27 protein-coding genes are annotated in these 22,129 nt (G+C 39.1%); 11 read left to right on the top strand and 16 right to left on the bottom strand.

Annotated features, from left to right (window positions below):
* Positions 1-36: 36 nt before the first annotated feature.
* The 8 genes from EKM61_RS08365 to EKM61_RS08330 all read right to left on the bottom strand — a co-directional run bounded on the left by EKM61_RS08365 (position 37) and on the right by EKM61_RS08330 (position 4,304).
* A complete protein-coding gene (locus EKM61_RS08365) occupies positions 37-402 on the bottom strand; it encodes a helix-turn-helix domain-containing protein (protein ID WP_125636185.1) in 366 nt (121 codons plus the stop codon).
* Positions 389-1,060 (bottom strand): putative HNHc nuclease, encoded by a 672-nt coding sequence (locus EKM61_RS08360; RefSeq protein ID WP_068376645.1) that lies wholly within the window; start codon positions 1,058-1,060, stop codon positions 389-391. The genes EKM61_RS08365 and EKM61_RS08360 overlap by 14 nt, the downstream gene beginning before the upstream one ends.
* On the bottom strand, positions 1,060-1,755 hold the full coding sequence (locus EKM61_RS08355) for an ERF family protein (protein ID WP_068376642.1): 696 nt from the start codon (positions 1,753-1,755) through the stop codon (positions 1,060-1,062). Before EKM61_RS08355 ends, EKM61_RS08360 begins: the two co-directional genes overlap by 1 nt.
* Positions 1,748-2,059, bottom strand: a complete 312-nt coding sequence (locus EKM61_RS08350) for a hypothetical protein (RefSeq protein WP_068376638.1) — start codon at positions 2,057-2,059, stop codon at positions 1,748-1,750. Before EKM61_RS08350 ends, EKM61_RS08355 begins: the two co-directional genes overlap by 8 nt.
* Before the next feature lie 11 nt (positions 2,060-2,070).
* Positions 2,071-2,613: a host-nuclease inhibitor Gam family protein gene (locus EKM61_RS08345; protein ID WP_068225060.1), complete on the bottom strand. Its 543-nt coding sequence runs from the start codon at positions 2,611-2,613 to the stop codon at positions 2,071-2,073.
* Between the two features lie 404 nt (positions 2,614-3,017).
* Positions 3,018-3,299, bottom strand: a complete 282-nt coding sequence (locus EKM61_RS08340; RefSeq protein ID WP_068225381.1) for a hypothetical protein — start codon at positions 3,297-3,299, stop codon at positions 3,018-3,020.
* A gap of 14 nt (positions 3,300-3,313) precedes the next feature.
* Entirely contained in the window at positions 3,314-4,081 is a 768-nt protein-coding gene (locus EKM61_RS08335; protein WP_068376633.1) for a phage antirepressor, read from the bottom strand.
* A gap of 13 nt (positions 4,082-4,094) precedes the next feature.
* Positions 4,095-4,304, bottom strand: coding sequence for a helix-turn-helix domain-containing protein (locus EKM61_RS08330; RefSeq protein ID WP_068376630.1), 210 nt, complete (start codon positions 4,302-4,304; stop codon positions 4,095-4,097).
* Between the two features lie 257 nt (positions 4,305-4,561).
* Here EKM61_RS08330 and EKM61_RS08325 point away from each other — a divergent pair, with 257 nt between their 5' ends.
* From EKM61_RS08325 to EKM61_RS08310, 4 genes are all read left to right on the top strand, one after another.
* Entirely contained in the window at positions 4,562-4,885 is a 324-nt protein-coding gene (locus EKM61_RS08325) for a helix-turn-helix domain-containing protein (RefSeq protein ID WP_068376627.1), read from the top strand.
* Between the two features lies 1 nt (position 4,886).
* Positions 4,887-5,297: an ImmA/IrrE family metallo-endopeptidase gene (locus EKM61_RS08320; protein ID WP_068376625.1), complete on the top strand. Its 411-nt coding sequence runs from the start codon at positions 4,887-4,889 to the stop codon at positions 5,295-5,297.
* Positions 5,298-5,381: 84 nt separating this feature from the next.
* A complete protein-coding gene (locus tag EKM61_RS08315; RefSeq protein ID WP_068376622.1) occupies positions 5,382-6,254 on the top strand; it encodes a hypothetical protein in 873 nt (290 codons plus the stop codon).
* 153 nt (positions 6,255-6,407) lie between these two features.
* Positions 6,408-7,598: a tyrosine-type recombinase/integrase gene (locus tag EKM61_RS08310; RefSeq protein ID WP_068376619.1), complete on the top strand. Its 1,191-nt coding sequence runs from the start codon at positions 6,408-6,410 to the stop codon at positions 7,596-7,598.
* A 372-nt stretch (positions 7,599-7,970) separates the two neighbouring features.
* Here EKM61_RS08310 and EKM61_RS08305 read toward each other — a convergent pair whose 3' ends face one another.
* Positions 7,971-8,807 (bottom strand): methyltransferase domain-containing protein, encoded by an 837-nt coding sequence (locus EKM61_RS08305; protein WP_068376616.1) that lies wholly within the window; start codon positions 8,805-8,807, stop codon positions 7,971-7,973.
* A gap of 246 nt (positions 8,808-9,053) precedes the next feature.
* Here EKM61_RS08305 and EKM61_RS12300 point away from each other — a divergent pair, with 246 nt between their 5' ends.
* The 3 genes from EKM61_RS12300 (at position 9,054) to rpsN (ending at position 11,258) form a co-directional block, all read left to right on the top strand.
* The gene (locus tag EKM61_RS12300) at positions 9,054-9,179 is read left to right on the top strand and encodes a hypothetical protein (RefSeq protein WP_257749576.1); all 126 of its coding nucleotides are present in this window, start codon (positions 9,054-9,056) and stop codon (positions 9,177-9,179) included.
* A gap of 757 nt (positions 9,180-9,936) precedes the next feature.
* The gene (locus tag EKM61_RS08300) at positions 9,937-10,914 is read left to right on the top strand and encodes a GMP reductase (protein WP_068225389.1); all 978 of its coding nucleotides are present in this window, start codon (positions 9,937-9,939) and stop codon (positions 10,912-10,914) included.
* 74 nt (positions 10,915-10,988) lie between these two features.
* Positions 10,989-11,258 (top strand): 30S ribosomal protein S14, encoded by a 270-nt coding sequence (gene rpsN / locus EKM61_RS08295; protein ID WP_068225390.1) that lies wholly within the window; start codon positions 10,989-10,991, stop codon positions 11,256-11,258.
* 63 nt (positions 11,259-11,321) lie between these two features.
* Here rpsN and EKM61_RS08290 read toward each other — a convergent pair whose 3' ends face one another.
* Positions 11,322-12,479 (bottom strand): AI-2E family transporter, encoded by a 1,158-nt coding sequence (locus EKM61_RS08290; protein WP_068225391.1) that lies wholly within the window; start codon positions 12,477-12,479, stop codon positions 11,322-11,324.
* A gap of 323 nt (positions 12,480-12,802) precedes the next feature.
* On the bottom strand, positions 12,803-13,180 hold the full coding sequence (locus tag EKM61_RS08285; RefSeq protein WP_068225392.1) for a PTS glucitol/sorbitol transporter subunit IIA: 378 nt from the start codon (positions 13,178-13,180) through the stop codon (positions 12,803-12,805).
* 193 nt (positions 13,181-13,373) lie between these two features.
* On the opposite strand from EKM61_RS08285, the gene EKM61_RS08280 reads away from it, so the two are divergent.
* Both EKM61_RS08280 and EKM61_RS08275 read left to right on the top strand, forming a co-directional pair.
* Positions 13,374-14,411: a lactonase family protein gene (locus EKM61_RS08280; protein ID WP_068225393.1), complete on the top strand. Its 1,038-nt coding sequence runs from the start codon at positions 13,374-13,376 to the stop codon at positions 14,409-14,411.
* Positions 14,412-14,422: 11 nt separating this feature from the next.
* The gene (locus EKM61_RS08275) at positions 14,423-15,067 is read left to right on the top strand and encodes a copper homeostasis protein CutC (protein WP_068225394.1); all 645 of its coding nucleotides are present in this window, start codon (positions 14,423-14,425) and stop codon (positions 15,065-15,067) included.
* 119 nt (positions 15,068-15,186) lie between these two features.
* Here EKM61_RS08275 and mgtE read toward each other — a convergent pair whose 3' ends face one another.
* The 4 genes from mgtE to EKM61_RS08255 form a co-directional block, all read right to left on the bottom strand.
* Positions 15,187-16,560: a magnesium transporter gene (gene mgtE, locus EKM61_RS08270; protein WP_068225395.1), complete on the bottom strand. Its 1,374-nt coding sequence runs from the start codon at positions 16,558-16,560 to the stop codon at positions 15,187-15,189.
* 61 nt (positions 16,561-16,621) lie between these two features.
* Positions 16,622-17,524: an RluA family pseudouridine synthase gene (locus EKM61_RS08265; RefSeq protein ID WP_068225396.1), complete on the bottom strand. Its 903-nt coding sequence runs from the start codon at positions 17,522-17,524 to the stop codon at positions 16,622-16,624.
* The gene (locus EKM61_RS08260; RefSeq protein ID WP_068225397.1) at positions 17,521-18,330 is read right to left on the bottom strand and encodes an NAD kinase; all 810 of its coding nucleotides are present in this window, start codon (positions 18,328-18,330) and stop codon (positions 17,521-17,523) included. Before EKM61_RS08260 ends, EKM61_RS08265 begins: the two co-directional genes overlap by 4 nt.
* Positions 18,331-18,338: 8 nt before the next feature.
* Positions 18,339-19,028, bottom strand: a complete 690-nt coding sequence (locus tag EKM61_RS08255) for a GTP pyrophosphokinase (protein WP_125636183.1) — start codon at positions 19,026-19,028, stop codon at positions 18,339-18,341.
* Between the two features lie 143 nt (positions 19,029-19,171).
* On the opposite strand from EKM61_RS08255, the gene EKM61_RS08250 reads away from it, so the two are divergent.
* Together EKM61_RS08250 and EKM61_RS08245 are read left to right on the top strand one after the other, a co-directional pair.
* Positions 19,172-19,789 carry a CYTH domain-containing protein gene (locus EKM61_RS08250; protein ID WP_068225399.1) on the top strand — a complete coding sequence of 206 codons (618 nt, stop codon included), beginning with the start codon at positions 19,172-19,174 and terminating at the stop codon, positions 19,787-19,789.
* Between the two features lie 108 nt (positions 19,790-19,897).
* Positions 19,898-20,530, top strand: a complete 633-nt coding sequence (locus EKM61_RS08245; protein WP_068225400.1) for a DsbA family protein — start codon at positions 19,898-19,900, stop codon at positions 20,528-20,530.
* Positions 20,531-20,757: 227 nt separating this feature from the next.
* Here the strand turns inward: EKM61_RS08245 and EKM61_RS08240 are convergent, their stop codons facing one another.
* On the bottom strand, positions 20,758-21,855 hold the full coding sequence (locus EKM61_RS08240) for a competence protein CoiA (RefSeq protein ID WP_068225401.1): 1,098 nt from the start codon (positions 21,853-21,855) through the stop codon (positions 20,758-20,760).
* Positions 21,856-22,129 lie beyond the last annotated feature (274 nt).

The following is a 22,129-nucleotide window of genomic DNA, read 5'->3' as shown; positions in this document are numbered from 1 at the left end:
ATCTTACTTTGATTAAATAAAGAATAAAAAATCAATCTATGAGAAAGATCTATTTACACAAAAGATTTGACAGTTTCCACTTTTTTGTGTAGGGGTATGCTCTTTATTGTTAATAGGGGTAGTGCTAATTGTTATTGCTCTTTTATCAATTTCTTTACTATTTTCCTTGTAAACTAATTTGATATTTAGATATCCTTTCTTGGCTAATTTAGAAATAAGTCTAGATACTGATCCTTCTTTAATGCCATATAAATCAGCAAAGTATTTGTTAGAGGCCCAGCAATAACCTTTTTGGTTACATAGCGCGGTAATCTCTCCGTAAAGCAATTTAGCATTAGCGGGTAAATCTTTGTCGTAACGTACGTTAGCCGGAATAATGGCATAATAACTAGGACTCTTCATCGCCTTTACCTCCAATCCTTAATTTCTTGCGTTCTTCATAATTCAATTTAATTGGCTTAATATGATATTTCTGTAAGAACTTATCGACGCCGATCGTGTGTTGCTCGGTATGGTGAATTCGACATAATGCCATAAAATGAAATTTAGCATGACTAATCTTGCGGCGGTTATTACCCATGCCAACTGCTTCATAATGAGCAATGTCGGCATGCTTACCGCAGATAATACATTTACGAAATCTTAAGCAGAACCACTCTGCTGTATAATCATTTGGCAGCATGTCCCAAGTCCTTGTACTGAATGGCACATCATTTCTGAAACAAAATTCAAGTATAGTTTCAATCGTGTAACTTGCTATCGTCACGGAACAATTACTTAATGAGTACGGTTCAAGATTGAATATTTCACGCGTGTAAGACTTCATGAGATCTTCAATATATTGCGGTACATCCCCGTTCCATTCAGAAATGTCTCTAATCAACGCCCAGATCTTTTTACGTTGATCTGGACTAATTGTCCGACCATCTTCAATATCAAGCTGTATGGCTGGCTTGCGACCATTGGCAAGCTTACTCATTCGATAAATGGGTGCGTCATCATGCAACTTGATTTTTAATTGATTGCCTGACAACTGATCTAGCTCACCAAATAATTTCATTAGGCCGTTTGCTCCTTCTGCGTCTTCTTTTCAAGTTTTGCTTTAACACTGCTGATATAGTTCAACAACTTGCCATATTCGGAAGTATTTAACTGATTAAGTGGCTTATTTAGGCCAACCTGTTTGATTGAATTAGCAATAACCATTTCTGTATCGGCACCGTGTGTTTTGGCAACTTGTTCAAATATTTTTGTAATGACAGTTACTTGAGTTTTAGAAACGACTCTTGGCATATCAGCCTTGGTTTGTTCGGTCTTATTCTGGAATGCATCTGGATCATCTTGATCGGTTGCAATGTTGAAAAACTTCAATAAGAAATATTTCTCGCCGTAAGTTAAGGCCTTACCTACACCTTTTTCACCGGCAATATCAACACCCTGCGCATACCAATGTGATTCAAGCTTTTCTTGAGGGTTATCAATGTTAACCCAAGTCATTGTCATATCTAGCTCGGTAAAATAAGTAACACGCTGTTTACCGTGATTTTCATCGGTTGACGCGGTGACATTGTGATCCGTAATCGATGGGAGCAGTAACAGACCATTCTCATCGATCAAGCCATGCAACTGACCTAAAACATCACTTGAACCAACATAGCTGTATTGCCGCCCACTTTGATTCTTTTTTAAATACGAAACGGCCTTATGAACACTTGCCAACCGTTGATATAAACTCAGATCATTATTTTCAGTCATTAGGATCTACACCTTTCTGTAATAAAGCGCGGAACCATTCTTCCTTATCTTCCATTGGCTCTGCATGAAACTGATTTAACATAACTGACAATGCTTGGAGATTCGTCATGCCTCTTATAATTTGACTGGCAAAATAATCACGGCCTGACATATCTAATAAGCAATTTTTAGCATCATATTTGTGAAAGCATTCAGTTTGGTGACGTGGTGAATATTCACTGCTGATTCCGTAAATGCCTTCAAACGAACGCAAAGGCACACCATCATAGTTCTCGGCTAAATACACATCTTCAACGCTATTCATGATCCGACCTCCTATTCTGGCTTAATGACAACTTTTTCTGGTAACGGTTCAACCCTCACCCCGTCAAGCAAGGCTCCGTCAGAAGTGACGACTTGGCCTTTATCGGTAACAGTCACTACTTGCTTAAGCTTCTTTTTATCCGGAACTTGCTTAATTCGTAAAAGATTACTTGCATCGGCACTCTGTAAGGATTCAACCAATTTATCATCGTCATAAATCCACTTGGGCTGTTGCTTACGAAAAGTAACTTTACCGTTGGGGGTATTTATTTTAAATTTTGGATTTTCAGTCCTCTGTGCAACAGCATAATCAGTTAATAACCGGGTTAAATATTCCCGACTATCTTGAGTTGATTGCTTTACTTTGGCTAACCAGTTATCAATACGTTCACGATTTTTGTCGTACGTTTTTTGATTCTCATTGTCCTCAGCGTCCAGAGCACTTAATTTACGTAATACCCAATCCGCCTGAGCCGAATCAGTGACGGTAAATTGTTTCTTTTGTTCTTCCTGCTCGTGCAATTCTTGTAGTTCTTCTTTTTGTAATTCGTCCATTGTGATTACCTCCAAATTTGCTATAATGAAAGTGTTAAAATATTTGCAAAAGTTCTAACACCTCAGTCATTAACGGCTACCACCGTTAGTGACTTTTTTGTTTTCGTTTATAAAGTTACCGGAAAAATTTTTAACGATTGAAACTGGCACCGCTGTATTAACAAAACTCACTAAATACCAGTGCAAGCCGTTGTACATTGAGATATAAATTGAGTGCCGGTCATGCCTACTTTCTAAATCACCTGCCTTATTCAAATCCCGAACAAGTCCTTTCTATGCTTAATTAAGCCGTAAATTAAAGCTGTAATAACTACACCGGCCAAAATTCCAAACGTAAAACTTGATACGTTAACCGTCCAAACCATGCGATTACTTCCTTTCTAGTTTCATCCCGCCCAGGATTTTTAATTATAAATTTGATTTTCGGCAATCCATTTTTGGACCGCCTTTTTGGAATAAATCTTACGTTTGCTCGGCTGCATGTACGGGAAACCGGGCTTACTTAAGTAACGCTTATCTGCTGTGTCTGGATCACAACGCAATATTTTTTTGCTAAGTTCTTCCCTCGTCATCAACTCGTCTTGCTCAAGGCGTTCTTTAATGAGTGGCATTAGCAAATCGATAAACTTATTTGCAATTTTTTCCAGAATGGAATGTGTTGATTCTGGATCCAATCCGATGTTCAAAATTATCGCCTCACTTACGCAATATTTTCTTGCTCAATCAATGGTAAGATGCCGTTTTGCTTCAATAGTTCGTAGATGAATATTCGTCCAGCCTGTGTCCAATACGTACTCATGCGTGATGTGTCAGTATCATCAACAAACGTTTGACTCTGTGTATAGCCCTTATCAGCATATTTCTGATACAGAAGCCAAGTTTTACCTTGCTTGAATTGCACTCCTAGTTGATGCAGTTTCTTATTCATTGCTGTTCCACTCCAGCCATAGTCCTTAGCAATCTTAGTTATTGAAAGCAACGTCTTATTTCGTAATATTAAGTCGTAATAGGTCGCTTTCGGTGTTAGCTCACTAACTTGCTGCTCTGCAATCAAACGACTCTCCCGTTCTGTTTTAAGCTGTTGTGCCAAGTTAATGATGGTATCAGGATTAAGCAGTGCCTCTTCAATTTTTGCTGGCGTCATATAAGCACCATGTTTGCGAATTGTTGGCAGGACATCAGAGGTAACCCAGTGCTTAAATCGCTTTGCTGAATCTAGGTGACTACTGAAAATTAAGGAATAGACACCTGATTCTGTAATTACTGGTGTATTCTGGTTTCTTCCGATGGAATCCTGAAATGGGACTTCATCTTTATCTTCACTATCAACATGATCTTGAATTGCTTTAGTAGCACGTTGATATCCTAAGATATCTGCCACGTCTTTGCCTACGAAATATGGTTTATTACCGATAATTACTGTTCGAACATTATTTCCTTCAAAATCGAAATTCTGTAATTCATTCATGCAGTTCATCCCTTTATTCTTTAATATTTAAGATAAAATAAATTCTTTCACGGATTTTTATAGACTTTGGTGAAATATCGCCACTAATCGCTCTGCTTACCTGTGAAGTATTTTCATGAATCATTTCAGCTAATTCAATTTGCGAAATATCTCGTTCCAACAATTTAACTTTGATTTGTTTTTTAATCGATTTAGCTGTTGCTTTCAAATTTTCTTCAACCATTATTTTTGTCCCCTTTCTGTATTTTCTTTATCAAGTTGTTGCAATTTTGTACTGAGTTCAGTACAATAAAGGCATAACAAATAAGCAATAAACAACTATCTTATCAACCGTTACTTGCCAAAGTTAGTTTTGATAAGCTTTGTTTTTTTGTTGCTCAATTACTTGATGAGTTAATAATAACTGAATGCAGTACTTTTGTAAAGCAAAAATTACCGTTTTCAGTTTTATTTCTTCGTCATACTAGGAGAAATGCTGATATGACACTGGTTGAACGTATTAAAGAAATTTCAAATAAACGTGGTTGGAATTTAAAAACTACTGCTCAAAAAGCAGGAATTGGTATCAATAGTATATATCGCTGGAAAGATCAGACTCCGACAACACATTCTCTAGAAAAGGTTGCTGACGTTCTTGATGTTTCTGTGGATTATTTGTTGGGTAAAACGGAAAATGAAAATACTGTTTATGAAAATAAACAGTCGGTTGAGCTGAGTGATGATGATGTGATTATGACATTTGAGGGAAAACCGATACCAGAGGAGGATCGAGAATTAATAAAACGGTTGCTGCGGGGGAAATAATATGGATAATATTTTAACTAATTTAATGAACTTAGCAATGGATAACGGGATTGCTGTTCAAGCGTCTGGGGATCTATCTCCAGATACTCCTTGTGCCGTAAACACAAAAACTAAAACTATTTTGTTAAATACTAATTTGAGGAACAAAAAACAATTGGCTTTTCAGTTTGCTCACGAAATTGGCCATATTTTGAATGGCGATCACTCAAATGAAATGTTCTATTACACGCCAACTAGGAATGCCATTGAAACTAGGGCCAATCAATCAGCGATTAAGCTGCTTTTACCTTATTATATCGATGACAAAGATACAGACCGCATTAATCTTAATGAGTTTATGTCAATTTTTGCAATACCAACCCATTTAGAGGATATTGTAAAAAGTGAAATTATTAATTACCTGGATAAATAAAAATACCCCACTCCGCGGCAACGGAATGAGGCAAACAAAGTGATACGATCACAAAAATATTATATCACTTTGGAGGAAACTTAAATGTTAGGATTTTTGCTGGTGCTATTTTTTGCCGGAATTGTGGGGATAATAATTGGAATTTGTTTGTTGATTTTTAATCAAATAAAAACCAAAGCCATGAAAATACCACTTATATTATTATTCGTTAGTCTAATCTTATCTATTGGCAGTTATCAAATAGCGCAACATATAATGGCACATGAAAATGTTGTAACAAAAAAGGTGGTTAAGAAGTCATCTAAAAAAGAACCTTCTTTACACTTGGACGGCACTGCTAAATATTCTGATTTACATTTAACAGCTAATCCACAGCGCAAGGCTAAAATATCTGGTACGGCTAAGCACACTAGGTCTCTAACAATTAGACAGATACAAGGCAAAACTGGTAGTACTAAAATTAAAATTAAGAACAATAGATTTTCAACAACTGTTACTTTACCAAATAATAATCCTAAGGCTACTTATATCATTTCAGGCAGCGATAATAATAATAATGTTGCTGTATCCGAAGCTATTGTTAAGTCAGCCAACTATGATTCCGAGCAAACCAGTATTGATCAAGCTGCTGCCTCTAGTCGTGCTGAATCATCTAGTAACAGGACCTCTAGCAATGCTACAAAATATCAGGCTAAGTTAAACAGCTTAAACAAAGGCACCGCAGAATCGGCCGCTTATGATTCAAGCACTAATACAGTAACCTGGATTGGATTTGCCGATTGGAAAACCTGGAGTCATTCCGATCTGCAAAAAATAATGGATATTCTGCAAGCAATGACCGAACGTCAAGAATCCAATTACGGAATTCAAAGTGTTCATATTGTTGTCCAGTTGCCAGATGGCACTGTGATTGCTAAAAATTCCGAAGCAGATGTTGATTTACAATTTGTTAAATAAAAAATAGCACATCCCCTACCGACCAAAGTAAACGGGATGTGCCACAACTAAATTCAACGCACACATAGTGTAGTCTCTTTTCATACATAATTTTAACGTAAAGAAGGTGATGATGCAAAATCCTTTAATCCCGCCCAGGTAGAGAGGATTATCATGAAAACAAAATATATATCAGTAAAAGGACACCCTCATATTTATTATTATCATAATGACAAAAACAAATTGTACCGTGCACGTCAAAAGAAAACGATCAATGGACAAGTTTTAGATTTCGTCAAGAATGGTTTTAGTACAATTAAGGAGGCTGAGACTTGGCTAAATAAGCAGATATCTGAGGCCAATGATTTAAATATAACTGATCCGACTAAGTTCACCGTTAAATCTTATTGGCGACTTTATTATAAAGAAAAAATAGGGTCTGGAGACTGGACGGCTGATAGTACTGCCCAGATGGAGCGAGTATTTCGCCTACACATCTTGCCGCGTTTTGGTAATACAAAGTTACGTGAGGTTAATAGAATGTCTTACAGAGCTTATCTGAACGAATTACGCAATACTAAAAAAGAAGACAGCACTCCAAAATATTCTAAGGCTATGCTCGGAAATATTCATAAGGCTTTATCAGCCTTAATAAATGATGCCATTTATAATGGTATCTTAATTAGCAATCCCCTAAAGCAAATTGAATTGCGTAGCCAAAAGCAGGCCCGCAGCAAGCAAATATCACATGCTGAATATAATAAAGTTCTGAGCTGGGCTACTGACAACCTTAATGGTATTAAGCTTGCTATGTTTCTACTGCCAACAATGGGGATGCGTCACGGCGAAGTTATGGGTGTTATGTTTAAATCAATCGAAGAACAATCAGATGGCACTATGTATCTCAATATAACGCGTGCTAGGACGCAGAACGCACCACAGGGTAAATCTACCAAGAATAGCTATTCCGTTCGTAGAATCAAAGCATTCACCTCCTGCGCGGTCGTTTTACGCGAAGCATTAAGAATTTCGAAGCTTAGATATAAAAATAATAATAAGCTGCCTAGTCCGGATGATTTTATTTTTGTATCGGATAAGGCACGGCCATATGACTATTCGCGCTTAACTTATCTTTATCGTGATGTCAGTAAGGCTACTGGAATACACGTTTACCCTCACCTATTTCGTCATGCCTTTGCTACATTTGCTAACGAGATGCGCGGCGAATTAAATCCACGAGACGTCTCAAATTATCTTGGTCATAAAAACATCAGCATGACTGATCAATATAACGCTGGTACTGATGATGGTAAAGATAAAGTAATTGATTTAATGGATAGCAAAGTTTTTCGTAAAAAAGCATAAAAAAATAACGGGCTACTAGAATAGTCCGTTATTGCTAAAAAAATGTTACCCAAAAGTTACCCAAAAAGTTCTGTTTCTTTCGGTTTAATTCGCTTTTTTTCACAAACTTGTAATTAACGAACACCGCTATATCAACGGTTTACAAGCCGAATTTAACAGAAAAATTCACAAATGGAAAAAACGTATCGCTTCGGTGTGGGCACGGCGAAACGCTACGTTAGTGAAGTATTAATCACTCATTTTTATCAAAACTTAAAGGTTATTCTGATAAAAGTCAATGAAAAAATTCCTTACCACTAATATAACACCCGGCTAACACTTTAACAACCGTTTAAAATTACAAATTGATGACATTTTTTAATAAAATCTAAATTATTTTTCACCCGTTAAAACCGTGACGTCAACGGTTATTTTTGAAAACGGTTCTGCCAAAACCGCCTGAATTCGTTCTGGTTTTGCGTGCCAGTGTAAAGGTGTCATGTACAACAGGTCATGACTCAACGCGGGAGTCAATGAAAACTGGTACTTAACCTGCTTTTCCGTTACCTTAGCGTAATTTTCCTTGAAATGAGTTAACACGGCCTCGTTAGAATAAGTCTTATTCTGCGCATCATAGGCGTATAGAGTCCGCCGCAGCTCCTTCAGATAATCGGCGTTAGGGATCACCTTGATAACCTTCCCCGCTGGTCGTAAAATTCGGCCAAATTCTTGGTAATTAGACGGCGAAAAGATATTGAAAATAACATCAAAGGTGTGCTCATTAAAAGGTAGGTGGGCTAGATCAGCGACACAGAAAAAAGCCTTAGTTACTTGTTGCGTTGCTAAATTAATACCGTCAGTTGAAATATCAAAACCAACGGCAGTTGCAAGTTGATCCTCCATTTGATTCAGTGTTGTCCCTTCGCCGCAACCAACATCTAACGCAGTTGCCTTAGCAGGCAGCTGTGTCTTAATCAAGTTAACGAAAGGGTCAAAAAGACCTGCTTGCAAAATGCGCCGACGACAAAGTAACATCTCCTTATCGTATTCAGGCGCAATTGCTCGCCGCAAAAAATAAAGCGTTCCCTTCTTACTTAAATCAAGTCGGTGGCCATTGGGACAAATAATACTTTTATCCGTTACAGCCGTATACGCTGCTTGGCAAACCGGACAACGAAATAATTGCCGGTGTTGTTTTAAAAATAGTGCTGCTTTTTCAATTTTTTTCATTATTTTGATCCTTATTCAGATTAATTGTCATGTGCTTCAATTACAGTGACCTAGGATATTTAAATTATATCGCTACTAAAAATAATGCTTATGCCGCTTGGCACTGAATCACACGTGAACAGACTCAGTTAGGTTCCATTCCGGCGCTGGCGTATGGAACGCATGGCGCGTTGCCAAGCTAATTTTCTTTCCGATTAAACCCATTCGGAAAAGAAAATGGATCTTGTCAATCACGTAAGGTACTAAATGACCACAATTCGGTCATCAAGTACCTTCGACACGGCCGATACGCCAGCAACACTGACAAAGGTAGCCTTCACTGACTTGCAACACAATAACTGGTTTACTGCAATAGACACAAACAACGCTTAAATGTTCCACTATGACCTGATTTCATTTCGGTGCGCGAGGATCAGCTGTGTCGATGATTCTTAATGGCGGTCTGGGCCATTTAGAGCCATGTTTCAACTTGGCGATTTATGCCCTTAGTTAAATGGTCATCGTCCGTAACATCTAAGATTTTTGTTCCGAAAATCATCCACTATTGTGAAGTAGAATCATGCGGGCTTGGCGAGATCCACTTTTACCCCCGCTTTGCCTTTATCTGGTAAAAGTTAGCTCGCCAACCCGCCACGCGTTCCGTCCTCGCGCACCGGAATGGAATCTAATCTGTTTTGCCTTGTTCCAGTTAGGTTTTGGCATTCTGAAAAATAGCTAATAGTTTTAAATATAGTCACTACGATGTACTAGGAAGTGTTTAAAAACTACTTTTGCTAGCATCTTACCAACAATTGAGCCTAAACACACCACAAACACAATTTGTTATACTTTTTCAAATACGCTTAAGTTTAGAATACTTTAACCTTTTAGTAAATGGTAAGACATAGCTGGTTTAAGAAAAATTGCACCTTAAATTTAAATAATCTCATTCATTCCAATCTTTTATCAAAAGAAACGTGTTTTCCTCTTATTTTCGATCAATTTTGAATAATTCAGTCCGATTATTCATGTTTATCACTTATTCCTTTAAATAAGATTGACAAAGCACACACTTTAAGTTAATTTAATTACGTACAAAAAATACAATTTTAGTAAATAATGTTCGTCTTTAATTTGGAGGAAATGCCTTATGCAAGTTTTTGATTACGAAGATATTCAATTAATTCCGAATAAATGTGTCGTTGATAGTCGTTCTGAATGTGACACTAGCGTTAAGTTCGGTAACCGAACATTTAAAATACCAGTTGTTCCTGCTAACATGCAAACCATTATCGATGAACCCCTCGCTGAAATGCTAGCTAAAAATAACTATTTTTACATTATGCACCGTTTTGAACCACAACGCCGGGCCAAATTTATTCAGCAGATGCACGAAAAAAAACTATTTGCGTCGATCAGTGTTGGTGTTAAGGCGGATGAATATACTTTCATTCAGGATTTGGCCACTGCTGATTTAATTCCCGAATACATTACGATTGATATTGCCCACGGACACAGCCAACGTGTCATTGACATGATTCACCACATCAAAAAATATCTACCGCAAAGTTTTGTCATTGCCGGTAATGTCGGGACTCCTGAAGGCGTTCGTGAATTAGAAAATGCCGGCGCAGACGCAACTAAAATTGGCATCGGCCCAGGTAAAGTTTGCATCACTAAACTAAAAACTGGTTTTGGTACCGGCGGCTGGCAACTGGCCGCTTTACGCTGGTGCTCAAAGGCCGCACGTAAACCAATTATCGCTGACGGTGGTGTCCGAACTGACGGTGATATTGCTAAATCAATTCGGTTCGGCGCCAGCATGGTTATGATTGGCTCCCTTTTTGCTGGCCACAAACAATCGCCCGGTAAGTCGGTTGAACGTGATGGCGTTTTGTACAAAGAATACTTCGGTTCGGCCTCAGAAGACCAAAAAGGCCAGCACCATAATGTTGAAGGTAAAAAAATGCTAGTCACTTATAAAGGTGATATTGAGGATACTTTGACGGAAATGCAAGAAGATCTACAATCGGCAATTTCATATGCCGGTGGCCGCGATTTACAGGCCTTAACCAAGGTAGATTACGTGATCGTTAAGAACTCAATTTTCAATGGTGATCAATTTTAGAGCTAACTGCTTGGGGACACCCATTCTTTTATGGTAGGCTTATTTCCTACAAATTCATTAAGGGAGTCCTACTAGTGGCAAAGAAAGCAAAAATTGAAAAAGCAAAGAAAATTCGGCTAACCGTCGAACATTACGCTGGTGTACGCGAACAATATAAATTGGCTGGAGATTACGCCGCGCTTTCACGTCTTCCCCGAAATGCGTCACCAACACGGGTGCATAATCGAGATAATTTAGACGGTCGGCCCCACGCCTATATGCGTAAGTTTAGGTTATCGCGAATTAATTTTCGGACATTAGCGTTACAGGGTAAAATTCCTGGTGTTAAAAAAGCAAGTTGGTAAAAAATGAAAAAGCAGCCTGATTACAATTCGCCAAACAAATGACGGACGTGTAATCAAGACTGCTTATTTTTTAGCCGGTTTTTCTTCCGGTGGCTCGTGGTAAAGTCCCGAAACATCACGGTACCATTCAAATAAATGGCCAATTAGGACTTTTAACACCGCGTAACCAGGAATGCCCAAAATAACCCCGGCCAAACCAAAGATTTTACCGGATGTTAATAAGACAACAATAATAGTAACCGGGTGAATATGCAGTGAGCTTCCTAAAATCAATGGCGAAATTACTCGGCCTTCAAGTGTTTGCTCAACTGCAAATACCAATAACACTTTAATCAACATAACCGGTGAAATTACGGCCGCCACCACAATTGAGGGAATCATGGCCAAAAATGACCCTAAATACGGAATTAGATTAAGAATTCCGGCCAATACGCCTAAGACAACCGCGTATTTCAAACCGATCAGCAGGTACCCAGCAATGAACAGTAAGGCAACAAAGAACGCAACTGTTATCTGCCCCCGAATATACTGACTAACTTGTGTATTAACCTCACGTAACACCTTTAAAGTTGATTTACGGAATTTAGTTGGTAAAAAATGGACTAAATAATTTGGTAAATTATGTCCATCACGTAATAAGTAAAACAAGATAAACGGCATTGTTACCAAACCAACAACAATGTTACCCACAACACCAAACACATTCCCCAAATGAGAAAATGTTGTTGTTAAAAACGGCGATAATTTTTCGGAAGTGGTTTTAAAAAGATCGCCATTAGCCTGATCCCATTGCTTTTTTAGAACGCCTAAATTGGGATCATGTAATAAATGAGTCACTTCCCGGTTTAAGGTTTCCCAATAAGTTGGCCAGTTTTTTAAGAGGCTTAAAGTTTGCTCCTGAAAGAAAGGAACAACGCTTACTATTCCCCAGACTAATAATAAGACAATTAAAATAAACGCCACAATCGTTGAAAGCGTTCGTGAAACATGATGTCGGCGCTCAAGCCAATCAATAATTGGATTTAATAAATAGTATAAAATCCCGGCAAAAATGACTGGTAAGGCAATAACACTAAAAAATTGTCCCACCGGCTTAAATAGCCACGCAACTTTCGTAAAAGTCCATACAATCAGCAGACACAGTAATGTGATTAATAAAACAATCACTGTCTTACTGTTTAAGAACCACTGGCGAAACCAAGTTCGTGTTTTATCAACCATAAAAGGGCCTCCTCCTTTACTAAAGTATGAAAAAAGTAGCTAACAACTTTTTTCATACTTAATTTAGATTACTGAGCACTTTAACAAAGTAGTTTATTACTGTCAATTAGGTCAATAATAAAAATAGCCGTCTATCATTATTATTGACCAGAACGTGCGCTAACTAGTACATTTCTGTGACCAATCAAAATCACCAAATACCTTGCTTCATAAATCATTCGATAATCTAAGCATATTTGAAAATTACTTTTGCTCGTATTTCTAGATCAAATTGATCAATCCGTACTCGAAAAAGTGACTCTCGATTACTTTCTAACCGTTTCTTAATCGGCCTTCATTTGGTAGATGATTTTGGTCCCCACTTTAAATTCTGGCTTCTTGGCTGGTGTTAAATAAACCCCATTACCTAATCGATCTTCATTTGGCACCGGCGTAAAGATTAGGGCCACGTGGCCAATCGTCACTAGGTTAGTGTTTACAACTTCGCCCACAAACTCCACTGTATAGCTATTATCATCAATTAATAATTTATCACCCTGCGTTAAATGAACTTGCTGCATTTGAGCCAAGCTTGAAAACTTTTGAATGATGGCAACCTTCTTTAAAGCCGCGGTTGCATCCTGATCAAAAAGAATGACCAACGGATCTTCCGCAGTAATCGCACTTTCACCAATCGCCGTGACCGTTGCTTTTAATTCCATGTTTATTCCCCTTTATTATCCAGCAAATGCAAAAAAAGATCGGCATCCACGGATCTTTCTAATCGAAGCACTCTTTTAAGTTTAGCATATTAACGCTGAACTAGCTGAATAAATACTGTTCTTTCTAATCCCATAAAAACGGTAGCTATGCTAAAATAAGGGAATGAATAAGCATTTGAAAGGAAGGCTAATTTTGAAAGAAAGAATTCTTCTTGGCAGTTATACACGCAATACTGGCACTGGCATTTACCAAACAACGCTGGACACAACGGCGGCTACTCTAACGCCAGTACAACCCTACATCACAACTGGTAATCCAACCTACTTGGCTACTTCGCTGGCCCACCGACTTTATAGTGTCTTAACAACGGAAGATAGTGAAGGTGGTTTAGGTGCCTTTAACATTCAAAACTTTGAACAACCGCAAGTTATCAATCAGTCCGTCCAACCTGGTTCCTCACCGGCCTACGTTTCAATCGACGAAAAACGCCAATTAGTTTATTCGGCAAATTATCATAAAGGCCAGATCCTCGTCCACCATATTTTACCGGACGGTAGCCTTAAATTGGCTGAGACAGTTACGCGTACTGGGAAAGGCCCAAAATCGGAACAAGAGGCCGCCCACATTCATTTTACTGATTTAACACCTGATGGGCGCCTAATTGTCTGCGATCTTGGTAGCGATGAAGTTCTTACCTACCAGGTTACTAGTACTGGTAAATTAACGTTGGATGCTACCTTTAAAACAACACCCGGCTTCGGTCCCCGTCACTTAGTCTTTCATCCCCAAAAACCATTAGTTTATTTAATTGGTGAACTTGGCAGTGCCATTAACGTTCTTAGCTATGATCCAAAAAACGGCCAATTAGCAAAGCTTTCAACAATCGCTACCCTTCCGGAGAACTATACCGGTCATAACGGTGGCGCTGCGATCCGAATTTCAAGTGATGGTCGTTTTCTTTACGCCTCTAACCGTGGCGCTAATACAATCGCCGCTTTTGCAATCTCACCTGATGGTCAAAAATTAAGCTTGATCCAACAAATTTCAACTGAAGGCGAGTTTCCCCGGGACTTTGCCTTAGATGCCACTGAAAATTTTTTACTAACGGCTAATCAAAACACAAGTAATTTGACCCTTTACCAACGTGATTCAACTAATGGTAAACTAACACTGAAACAAAATAAAATTCCCTGTACAGAACCAGTTTGCGTTCACTTTTTAACTGAGTAAAGGAGACCAAAATGCTAATTACCGAAGTTTGTTTAGAAAATTACACTTATTTACCCCAGGCCATTAAAAATGGTGCCAAACGAATTGAACTTTGCGATAATCTTGCCGTCGGCGGCACTACCGTTAGCAAAGGTGTTATGGCCGAAGCTAGCCGCTATGCCCACGAAAAAAACATTCCGTTATTTGTGATGATTCGTCCCCGGGGTGGTAATTTTGTTTATAATGATTTAGAACTACGTATGATGGAGGCCGATCTATTTGAAGCACAACAGTTAGGTGCCGATGGTGTCGTCTTTGGTTGTTTAACCAAAGATAAGCAACTTGATGAAGAGGCCATGGAAATGTTAATTGGCGCTGCCGGTGGAATGGAAATTACGTTCCACATGGCCTTTGATGAAATTCCGATCACAAAACAGCACGAAACAATCGACTGGCTGAGTGAGCATCAAGTTAGTCGAATTTTAACTCACGGTGGTCCCTTAACAACACCCATAACGGCTAATTACAAACAATTGAAAGATACCATTGCTTACGCGGCCAATCGATTGACAGTACTACCTGGTGGTGGAATTACGCAGGATAATCTAGCTACAATTAGTACCGCATTAGGCGTTAACGAGGCCCACGGTAGTAAAATTGTTGGCGAATTGCACTAAAAAATAACAACTGCAGCACAAATACAAAAAGAGTCTGAACAGACGAATAGAAAGAGGCCAGGACTTTTGTCCCACTTCCACAAGTTATTCTTGTTCAAACTCTTTTTTTATTCTGCTGATTACTTATTTATAAAAAATGGCATGAAATATTGCGCGATACTAAAATAAATCAGCACACTAGTTAAATCACTAAGCGTCGAAATAAAAGGACCACTAGCAACCGCCGGATCAAAGCCTAAACGCTCCATTAAGCTAGGAATGAAGCTTCCCGCCAAATTAGCGACAATAATTGCACAGCACATTGCTAGCCCAATAACAAATCCCAAAACAAAGGTATGTTTCCAGAGACCAACCACCACTGTAATCGTTAATCCCGTGACAACTCCAATCATCAATCCCGTTATTAATTCCACCACTAACGTACGCAGCAATGAAGTTTGCTCATTTTTAAAGGCCAACCGGCGAACGGCCACGGCCAAACTTTGCGTCCCAGCGTTCCCGGCCGTACCAGTAATCAACGAAATGAAGACTGCCAGTACGCTAGCTTCACTGACCAAATTTTCATAATGACTAATCAAACTTGCGGTGGACATTCCTAAAAATAGCAAGGTAATGAGCCAAGGCAAGCGTTTAAGTGCTGACTTAAGCGGACTTTCCAGTTTAGCCTCAACATCAACCCCGGCTAAACCGGAATAATCGGCCGCGGCTTCATCATCAATCACGTCAATGACATCATCAACCGTTATAATTCCTAACAAATGATTGCTAGGATCAGTAACCGGAATGGCCAAAAAATTATAATCACGAATTGTCTGAGCTACGGCCTCTTGATCATCGGTCACTTGCACTGAAATAACCCGCTCGTTCATAATGTCATTAATCATTGCTGCTTGATCATTCACAATTAGATCACGTAAGGAAATAATACCCGCTAAATGGTGATCGTTGTCCAAAACATAAACGTAGTAGATTAACTCGGCCTCATCAGCCTCAGCACGTAAAGCAGCCATCGCTGAAGCAACTGTTTGCTTAGCTACAATGGTGATGTACTCTGTTGTCATAATGGCGCCGGCAGTTTCATCACCATAATGAAGCAGCGTCCGCATTTCTGCAGCGGTTTTATGCGGCATACGTGCTAACAAGCGCTGAACAGTTGCTTTATCTAAGTGTTCTAAAATATCCACGGCGTTATCGGTATACATTTCCGTTAACATTTCCGCCGCATAACTGGGTTCCATTTCACTCAAAAAATCTGGTATTTGCACTTGATCGTCATCAATATCATCAAATAAATCGCCAACCTCTTTGGTCGTTAAGGTATTGTAAAGAGCCAATCGTTCCGTCTGATCTAAACTCAGGAAAAATTGGGCCTGCTTCCAATTATGCAATTCAAGAAAGGTACTCCGAAACGCTTTGGCGTCACCAATTGCTAGAAATTTTTTTAATTCGTTAGTTTGCTTTTGCCAAACTTCTGTTTCTTGGGCAACTGGCATTTATTTCCCTCCTCCAAAGTTTTTGATCGTGACTTAATTTCTGACTTAAATGACTATCCTTTTAATTTGATTGATTCGCCAAAGACTGTTCTAAGGCCATTAAATCATCAGGCAGTGCGCTAGTTAATTTAATTTCACGTTTTAAAAATGGATGATAAAAACGAAGTTGCTGACAGTGTAACGCAGGTCGCTCCAATCCTTCTGTTTGAGGTCCACCATACAAATGATCCCCTAATAAGGGGTGCCCAATTGCCGTAAAATGCACACGAATTTGGTGTGTTCGTCCAGTGTGCAACTGAACTTTAACTAACGTCGCGTTTTGAAAACGGCGGACACACCAATACTCAGTTTGCGCTGCTCGCCCACTAGCACCAGTCGTTCGCTTAATAAATGAACCGGCTTCCCGTTGAATTGGAAAAGTAATCATCTGGTGATCATGAACCAACTGCCCAGCAACGAATGCCAAGTAGGTTTTATGCAACTGATGGTGTTGTAATTCTTGATCTAATACAGCATGGGCGTAAGAATGCTTGGCAAACAGCATTAGCCCTGAGGTTCCTCGATCTAACCGCGTCACAATATGAATAACTTGATTCGAATAGCCTTGGCGCAAATAATAACCCTTTACTCGATTTGCCATTGTATCAAGGGGGTAAAGGTGCGCTGGTAATGAAGCCACTTGTGCCGGCTTATCAACAACTAAAAAATGTGGATCTTCGTAAACAACCGTTATCGGTAAAGCAGAAGGTACGATTCGCTCTAAGGGCTCTTCAACTGGCAATAAAACAGTCAGCCTGTCCCCCGAACGCAGTAGATATAATACCGTCACATCCTGATCGTTCACCTTAATTGCACCACCGTGGTACTTGATCTTTTTTAGTAAAGTTCGGGAAATTCCCTGGCGGTTTAAAAAATACTTAACCTTTTGCGGATCCGTTCCCGTAAATGTCCAATTAAAGATCATGAACCTTGTTTTTCACCAATAAAGGCGTCCTCCACCCGATTCCAAAAATGCATGTGGCGGTAACGCGCAAAAGCAATGCGTTGATCGGCAATTCGGTAACGAATCCTTTCAATTGGCTTCTGTCGGGGCATAAATTGATCAATTGTCATGATATAATCTTGTGCCGTTTGGTCAGGTTTGATATCAATCCATTCATCTGGCGCAATTACAACTGGTGACCCCAAAGTTCGGAAAACTCGGTTATTCAAGGAAGCAATTTCGGTCAATTGAATAGCTTCTAACCGCGGGTGCAAAACAGCCCCCCCGATCGATTTATTGTAAGCAGTCGAGCCAGTTGGTGTTGAAACGCAAAGGCCATCCCCTCGAAAACTTTCAAACAACTCATCGCGAATGTAAACATCCGTTACCATCGTTGCGGAAACTCGCTTTAGGGTAGACTCATTAAGTGCCAAATAGTGTTTTTGGTCGCGCTCACCCACGTATTGAACGCCAACATCAAGTAGTGGGTAACTAATTTGCTGACCTGTATCGTGTTTTAAGCTTTCAACTAAATCATCAATTTCATAATCGCGCCAATCAGTGTAGAAACCAAGGTGCCCAGTGTGGACTCCCACAAAACGGACTTGGTTTAACTGCGTTGAAAATTTATGAAAGGCAGATAGTAAAGTGCCATCCCCACCTATCGAAATAACGATATCTGGGTTTTTATCGTCAATTTCAAAAGCACAGTCAACTAACTTTTTTATTAATTTAGTCGCCACTTGTTGTGACTTTTTTCCAGAATTATAAAAGACACTTACCCGCATGTGCACCCCTACTTTCGCTTATCCTCATGATCATTATCTGTGACCTGATTTCCGGTCACTTGATCATCGCTTGTTTGTTGTCCTTTGCCGTACGAAAATAATTGTTGCGCTTCTTGTATCTCTTCACGAATTGCCGACATTTCTTGGTCCAGCATAAACGCGGCCTCTGCTGCCCGCTTTAATCGCTCATTAATTTCTTCCGGAAACGCTCCCTGATATTTGTAATTTAGTGAGTGTTCAATGGTTGCCCAAAAATTCATTGATAACGTCCGAATTTGAATTTCGGCTAAAATATGCTTTTCACCGTGAACCATTTGGACGGGGTAAGAAATAACAATGTGGTACGATCGGTAACCACTTGGCTTAACGTTGGTAATGTAATCACGCTCTTCGACCACTTCAAGATCGGCCCGCTGGTGAATTAGATCGACCACTTGGTAGATATCTTCCACAAATTGACACATAATACGCAGCCCAGCAATATCCTGCATATCTTGCTCTAAGAGATCATCCGTTACTTGTCGCCGTTGCATTTTTTCAATAATACTATCTACTGGCTTAACCCGGCCAGTCACAAACTCAATTGGTGTATGCGCATTTTCCTGTTGAAATTGTTTACGCATCCCCCGTAATTTAATTTTTAATTCATCAACTGCTTGCCTATAAGGCATTAAAAATAGATTCCAATCTTTTGGCATGGTGTTTCCCTCATTTATTAACTATCATTTTAATTGATTTTACTACCAGTATATTCTAGCATAAATCGCGTCAGCAAGGTAATTCAATCAGTTGTTGAACAACTGCAGCCCGTGTTAAACTATTGCAAATGGAGGAATTAGTTTTGAGTCAAACAAAAGAAATCGAATTTAAAAATTTACTAACCCCAGCGGAGGCTAACCGCGTACTTGCAGTATACCCATTTACACACTCATTTAAACAAACTAATGTTTATTATGATACTAAAGAAAAACGGCTAAAGAAACAATTCCTAGGGCTTCGAATCCGCCTTTTTGCCACCTCGGCCGAACAAACCTTGAAAGTTCCACTCACTAAATCACAACACAGCCTAACTGAAATAACGGACACACTTACCTTAGCACAGGCAAAAGGGCTTTGGTCGGCGGAAACAATTCTAACTCCAAGTCAAGTTGCAACTAAGTTAAACGCCTTACAGATTAATCCTAAAGAATTACTCGTAATCGGCCACGCCACCACTATTCGTCGTCAAAGCCAACTAACTGCTGGTCTACTTGTTTTAGACCAAACAATTTATCCAGATACTACAAGCGACTATGAGTTAGAACTTGAAGTCACGCAATCTAATACTAGCGCATTTCACGATATTTTAGTGAAGCAAAACATCCAAAAACGGCCTGTGCAAAATAAAATCATCCGCGCATTACGGCATCAATATTTAACCTTTAACAATCAACGTTTACATGGAAATTTCACTGCCTGAGCATTTTGATTGAAAATTTGCCATGATTTGTTACTATGAATATTAGTAATGATGTTGACTAATTTATTTTTAATTGAAATTTTTTGTTAGATTATGGGGGACGCAATCTTGTTAGAAGTCTATTTATTTGTCAATCCAATCGGTGAACATTGCCTGGCGGCCGAAAATTCCGTGTTGGAACTTGTTAGTGCACGGTCCGAAAAAATTCACTATCAATTTCTACCGCTAGTTAATTTAAATACAATCAAGGATATCATGCTCCATCAAAATCTTGACAGCCATAATCTTCAACTACGTAATCAGGTTTTTCAAACTATTTATCAGGCCTCATTAGATTATAAAGCGGCACTGTTTCAGGGAAAACGCCGGGGCCAGAATTTTCTAATTAGTTTGCAATCGGCCCTCAATTTTGATCACTACAGCTATTCTACCGATTTGATCAAACAATTGGCCGAAACTAATAAGCTTGACGTTGATATGTTCCTAGAAGATCGCCAATCTGCTCTGGCTAAAGAAAGTTTTGAATCCGATCAACACGTGGCTTGCGAAATGAACATTCAAACGCACCCGTCAACGGTAATCTTCAATTACGATAATCCGGAACAAGATTATGGAATTTTAATTGAGGACTGCCAATCATTTGAATTATTAAATCAAGTTTGTGACGGTAATCTTGCTGGCGTAACTGCTTTAGGCCAACCAAGTTTCCCCGATAAATCACATAAACTGCATACACTTTAATACGCTTAGCTTAAAACGACCTAGTAACTGGCGTCTGAGTCAAACTCAGATTTTGGTGCTGGGTTTTTATGTACTATAAAATAGGCCGGTGCCCGCATATTATAATGAGAAAATAGTGTTTCACGTAAATCGTTAAAAGCTCAAAATAATTTGCAATAACTCGCACGATAACCTATCAATTGTATCGTTAGGTTATCCATAATTGCTGTAAATACGGATCTGCAAGGCTATTCTAGTCTTTTTAACATTTTTAACTTTGAAAAATAATCAGGATACCAAATTGGTAAACAGCGGATTTGCCAGCCAGAAATTGTTCTTTTAAAGAAACCAAGTTGGCTAAATTCGGCCAAAAACAGCCGAATAACTTGTTCCTGCCAATAATTTTTTTGCGTTCTGGTCAATATTGGTAGCTCAAAAAAGCACTGCTTACATTGCTTACAAAATGAATTAATCTCTAAATCAGTTAATTCAACCTTTTCTTCACAGAAAAGGAGTAAACGGACCCGTAAGTTAAAGGCCGCTTCGCGATGAACTGGCGGTGTCGGCCAATTTGAATGACAAGCCCAAGGATCACCTGCTAGATGATGCCCCGCAAGGTAACAAGTTGCTTGTAGCCCTTGCACAATTGGCGCACCCCGGTATAGTTGCTTATAAATAGTTTGGGCTTCAATCACAGCATTAGTTGGCGGTTTGTGGCCCGTTAACAAAATCATCCCTAATCGCTGTCGTTGATAACTCACTTTAATCGGTACCCCATACTGCCGAACGTGATGAACTAACCAGAGTCTTTTCTGAACTGCTTCTAATAAAAACAGATGAAAACCTGCCTGCTTAGAATAACGTAAAAATGCCCGCTTTTTTGCTGACCAATGACGTAAATCGTGGTAACGACTACCAAGTAACCAATAAACCCGGTATCCGTTTTGGCGGTACATTTCAGTTCGTTTAGATAATTGTTTAATGGAAATTGGACTACACTGAAATTCTAATGCTATTTTGACCTGAGGTAGGGTTACTAAAATATCCGGACGTTGTTGTAGCTCGGGTAGAAAGGCCTCTAGTGCACACTTCCACCCTTGGTTTTGACAATAATTAAGTAAAAAAAGTTTACCGGCCAAGTGTTCACTAGTTTCACCCTCGTTGCTGCTGGCACACTGATTTTGGTGAGCAAAATGAGCAATTTTATAAGGCCCCACGCGTAATTTTACTTTGGCGGCACAACTCGGACAATAAAATTGATGCTGCTGCCTAATCTTTTGTAACTCAGTGGTGGTGTATTGATTGGCGTAACAAAGTGTGCCGTCCTCATATTTTGCAATTAACATGTCCTCATCCCTTTACAGATAAACTCCGTAAAATGGATAAAAAATAGGCATTGTGCCAAAAATAAATGGCTCTATACTTTTTCCTGTTGATAGTTTACAAATGGTAAACTATTAACAGGATTTTTTGTGCCTTTGAATTTACAATTTAAGGACAGAAAAAGAGCTCACAGCCCTCATCCAAAAAATCCACCCACTACAGTATCATTTGAAAGGATATGAGAAAACCGTGAACCCTATAGACAATCATATAAAATTTGCGCTCAGTATTAAAGAC

Origin of the sequence: Loigolactobacillus backii (assembly GCF_003946275.1) — a bacterium.
Lineage (GTDB): Bacteria > Bacillota > Bacilli > Lactobacillales > Lactobacillaceae > Loigolactobacillus > Loigolactobacillus backii.
Note: the sequence above shows the minus strand (reverse complement) of the source record. Positions and strands in the feature narration are given on the sequence as shown.

What these genes read in the sequence shown, in the direction of transcription:
- EKM61_RS08310 (WP_068376619.1), top strand. Translation starts at nt 6,408, where the DNA reads ATGAAAACAAAATATATATCAGTAAAAGGACACCCTCATATTTATTAT.
- EKM61_RS08265 (WP_068225396.1), bottom strand. Translation starts at nt 17,524, where the DNA reads ATGATCTTTAATTGGACATTTACGGGAACGGATCCGCAAAAGGTTAAG.
- EKM61_RS08255 (WP_125636183.1), bottom strand. Translation starts at nt 19,028, where the DNA reads ATGCCAAAAGATTGGAATCTATTTTTAATGCCTTATAGGCAAGCAGTT.
- mgtE (WP_068225395.1), bottom strand. Translation starts at nt 16,560, where the DNA reads ATGCCAGTTGCCCAAGAAACAGAAGTTTGGCAAAAGCAAACTAACGAA.
- EKM61_RS08305 (WP_068376616.1), bottom strand. Translation starts at nt 8,807, where the DNA reads ATGAAAAAAATTGAAAAAGCAGCACTATTTTTAAAACAACACCGGCAA.
- EKM61_RS08365 (WP_125636185.1), bottom strand. Translation starts at nt 402, where the DNA reads ATGAAGAGTCCTAGTTATTATGCCATTATTCCGGCTAACGTACGTTAC.
- EKM61_RS12300 (WP_257749576.1), top strand. Translation starts at nt 9,054, where the DNA reads ATGACCACAATTCGGTCATCAAGTACCTTCGACACGGCCGATACGCCA.
- EKM61_RS08240 (WP_068225401.1), bottom strand. Translation starts at nt 21,855, where the DNA reads ATGTTAATTGCAAAATATGAGGACGGCACACTTTGTTACGCCAATCAA.
- EKM61_RS08325 (WP_068376627.1), top strand. Translation starts at nt 4,562, where the DNA reads ATGACACTGGTTGAACGTATTAAAGAAATTTCAAATAAACGTGGTTGG.
- EKM61_RS08345 (WP_068225060.1), bottom strand. Translation starts at nt 2,613, where the DNA reads ATGGACGAATTACAAAAAGAAGAACTACAAGAATTGCACGAGCAGGAA.
- EKM61_RS08320 (WP_068376625.1), top strand. Translation starts at nt 4,887, where the DNA reads ATGGATAATATTTTAACTAATTTAATGAACTTAGCAATGGATAACGGG.
- EKM61_RS08330 (WP_068376630.1), bottom strand. Translation starts at nt 4,304, where the DNA reads ATGGTTGAAGAAAATTTGAAAGCAACAGCTAAATCGATTAAAAAACAA.
- EKM61_RS08315 (WP_068376622.1), top strand. Translation starts at nt 5,382, where the DNA reads ATGTTAGGATTTTTGCTGGTGCTATTTTTTGCCGGAATTGTGGGGATA.
- EKM61_RS08260 (WP_068225397.1), bottom strand. Translation starts at nt 18,330, where the DNA reads ATGCGGGTAAGTGTCTTTTATAATTCTGGAAAAAAGTCACAACAAGTG.
- EKM61_RS08360 (WP_068376645.1), bottom strand. Translation starts at nt 1,060, where the DNA reads ATGAAATTATTTGGTGAGCTAGATCAGTTGTCAGGCAATCAATTAAAA.
- EKM61_RS08285 (WP_068225392.1), bottom strand. Translation starts at nt 13,180, where the DNA reads ATGGAATTAAAAGCAACGGTCACGGCGATTGGTGAAAGTGCGATTACT.
- EKM61_RS08275 (WP_068225394.1), top strand. Translation starts at nt 14,423, where the DNA reads ATGCTAATTACCGAAGTTTGTTTAGAAAATTACACTTATTTACCCCAG.
- EKM61_RS08355 (WP_068376642.1), bottom strand. Translation starts at nt 1,755, where the DNA reads ATGACTGAAAATAATGATCTGAGTTTATATCAACGGTTGGCAAGTGTT.
- EKM61_RS08350 (WP_068376638.1), bottom strand. Translation starts at nt 2,059, where the DNA reads ATGAATAGCGTTGAAGATGTGTATTTAGCCGAGAACTATGATGGTGTG.
- EKM61_RS08290 (WP_068225391.1), bottom strand. Translation starts at nt 12,479, where the DNA reads ATGGTTGATAAAACACGAACTTGGTTTCGCCAGTGGTTCTTAAACAGT.
- EKM61_RS08335 (WP_068376633.1), bottom strand. Translation starts at nt 4,081, where the DNA reads ATGAATGAATTACAGAATTTCGATTTTGAAGGAAATAATGTTCGAACA.
- EKM61_RS08300 (WP_068225389.1), top strand. Translation starts at nt 9,937, where the DNA reads ATGCAAGTTTTTGATTACGAAGATATTCAATTAATTCCGAATAAATGT.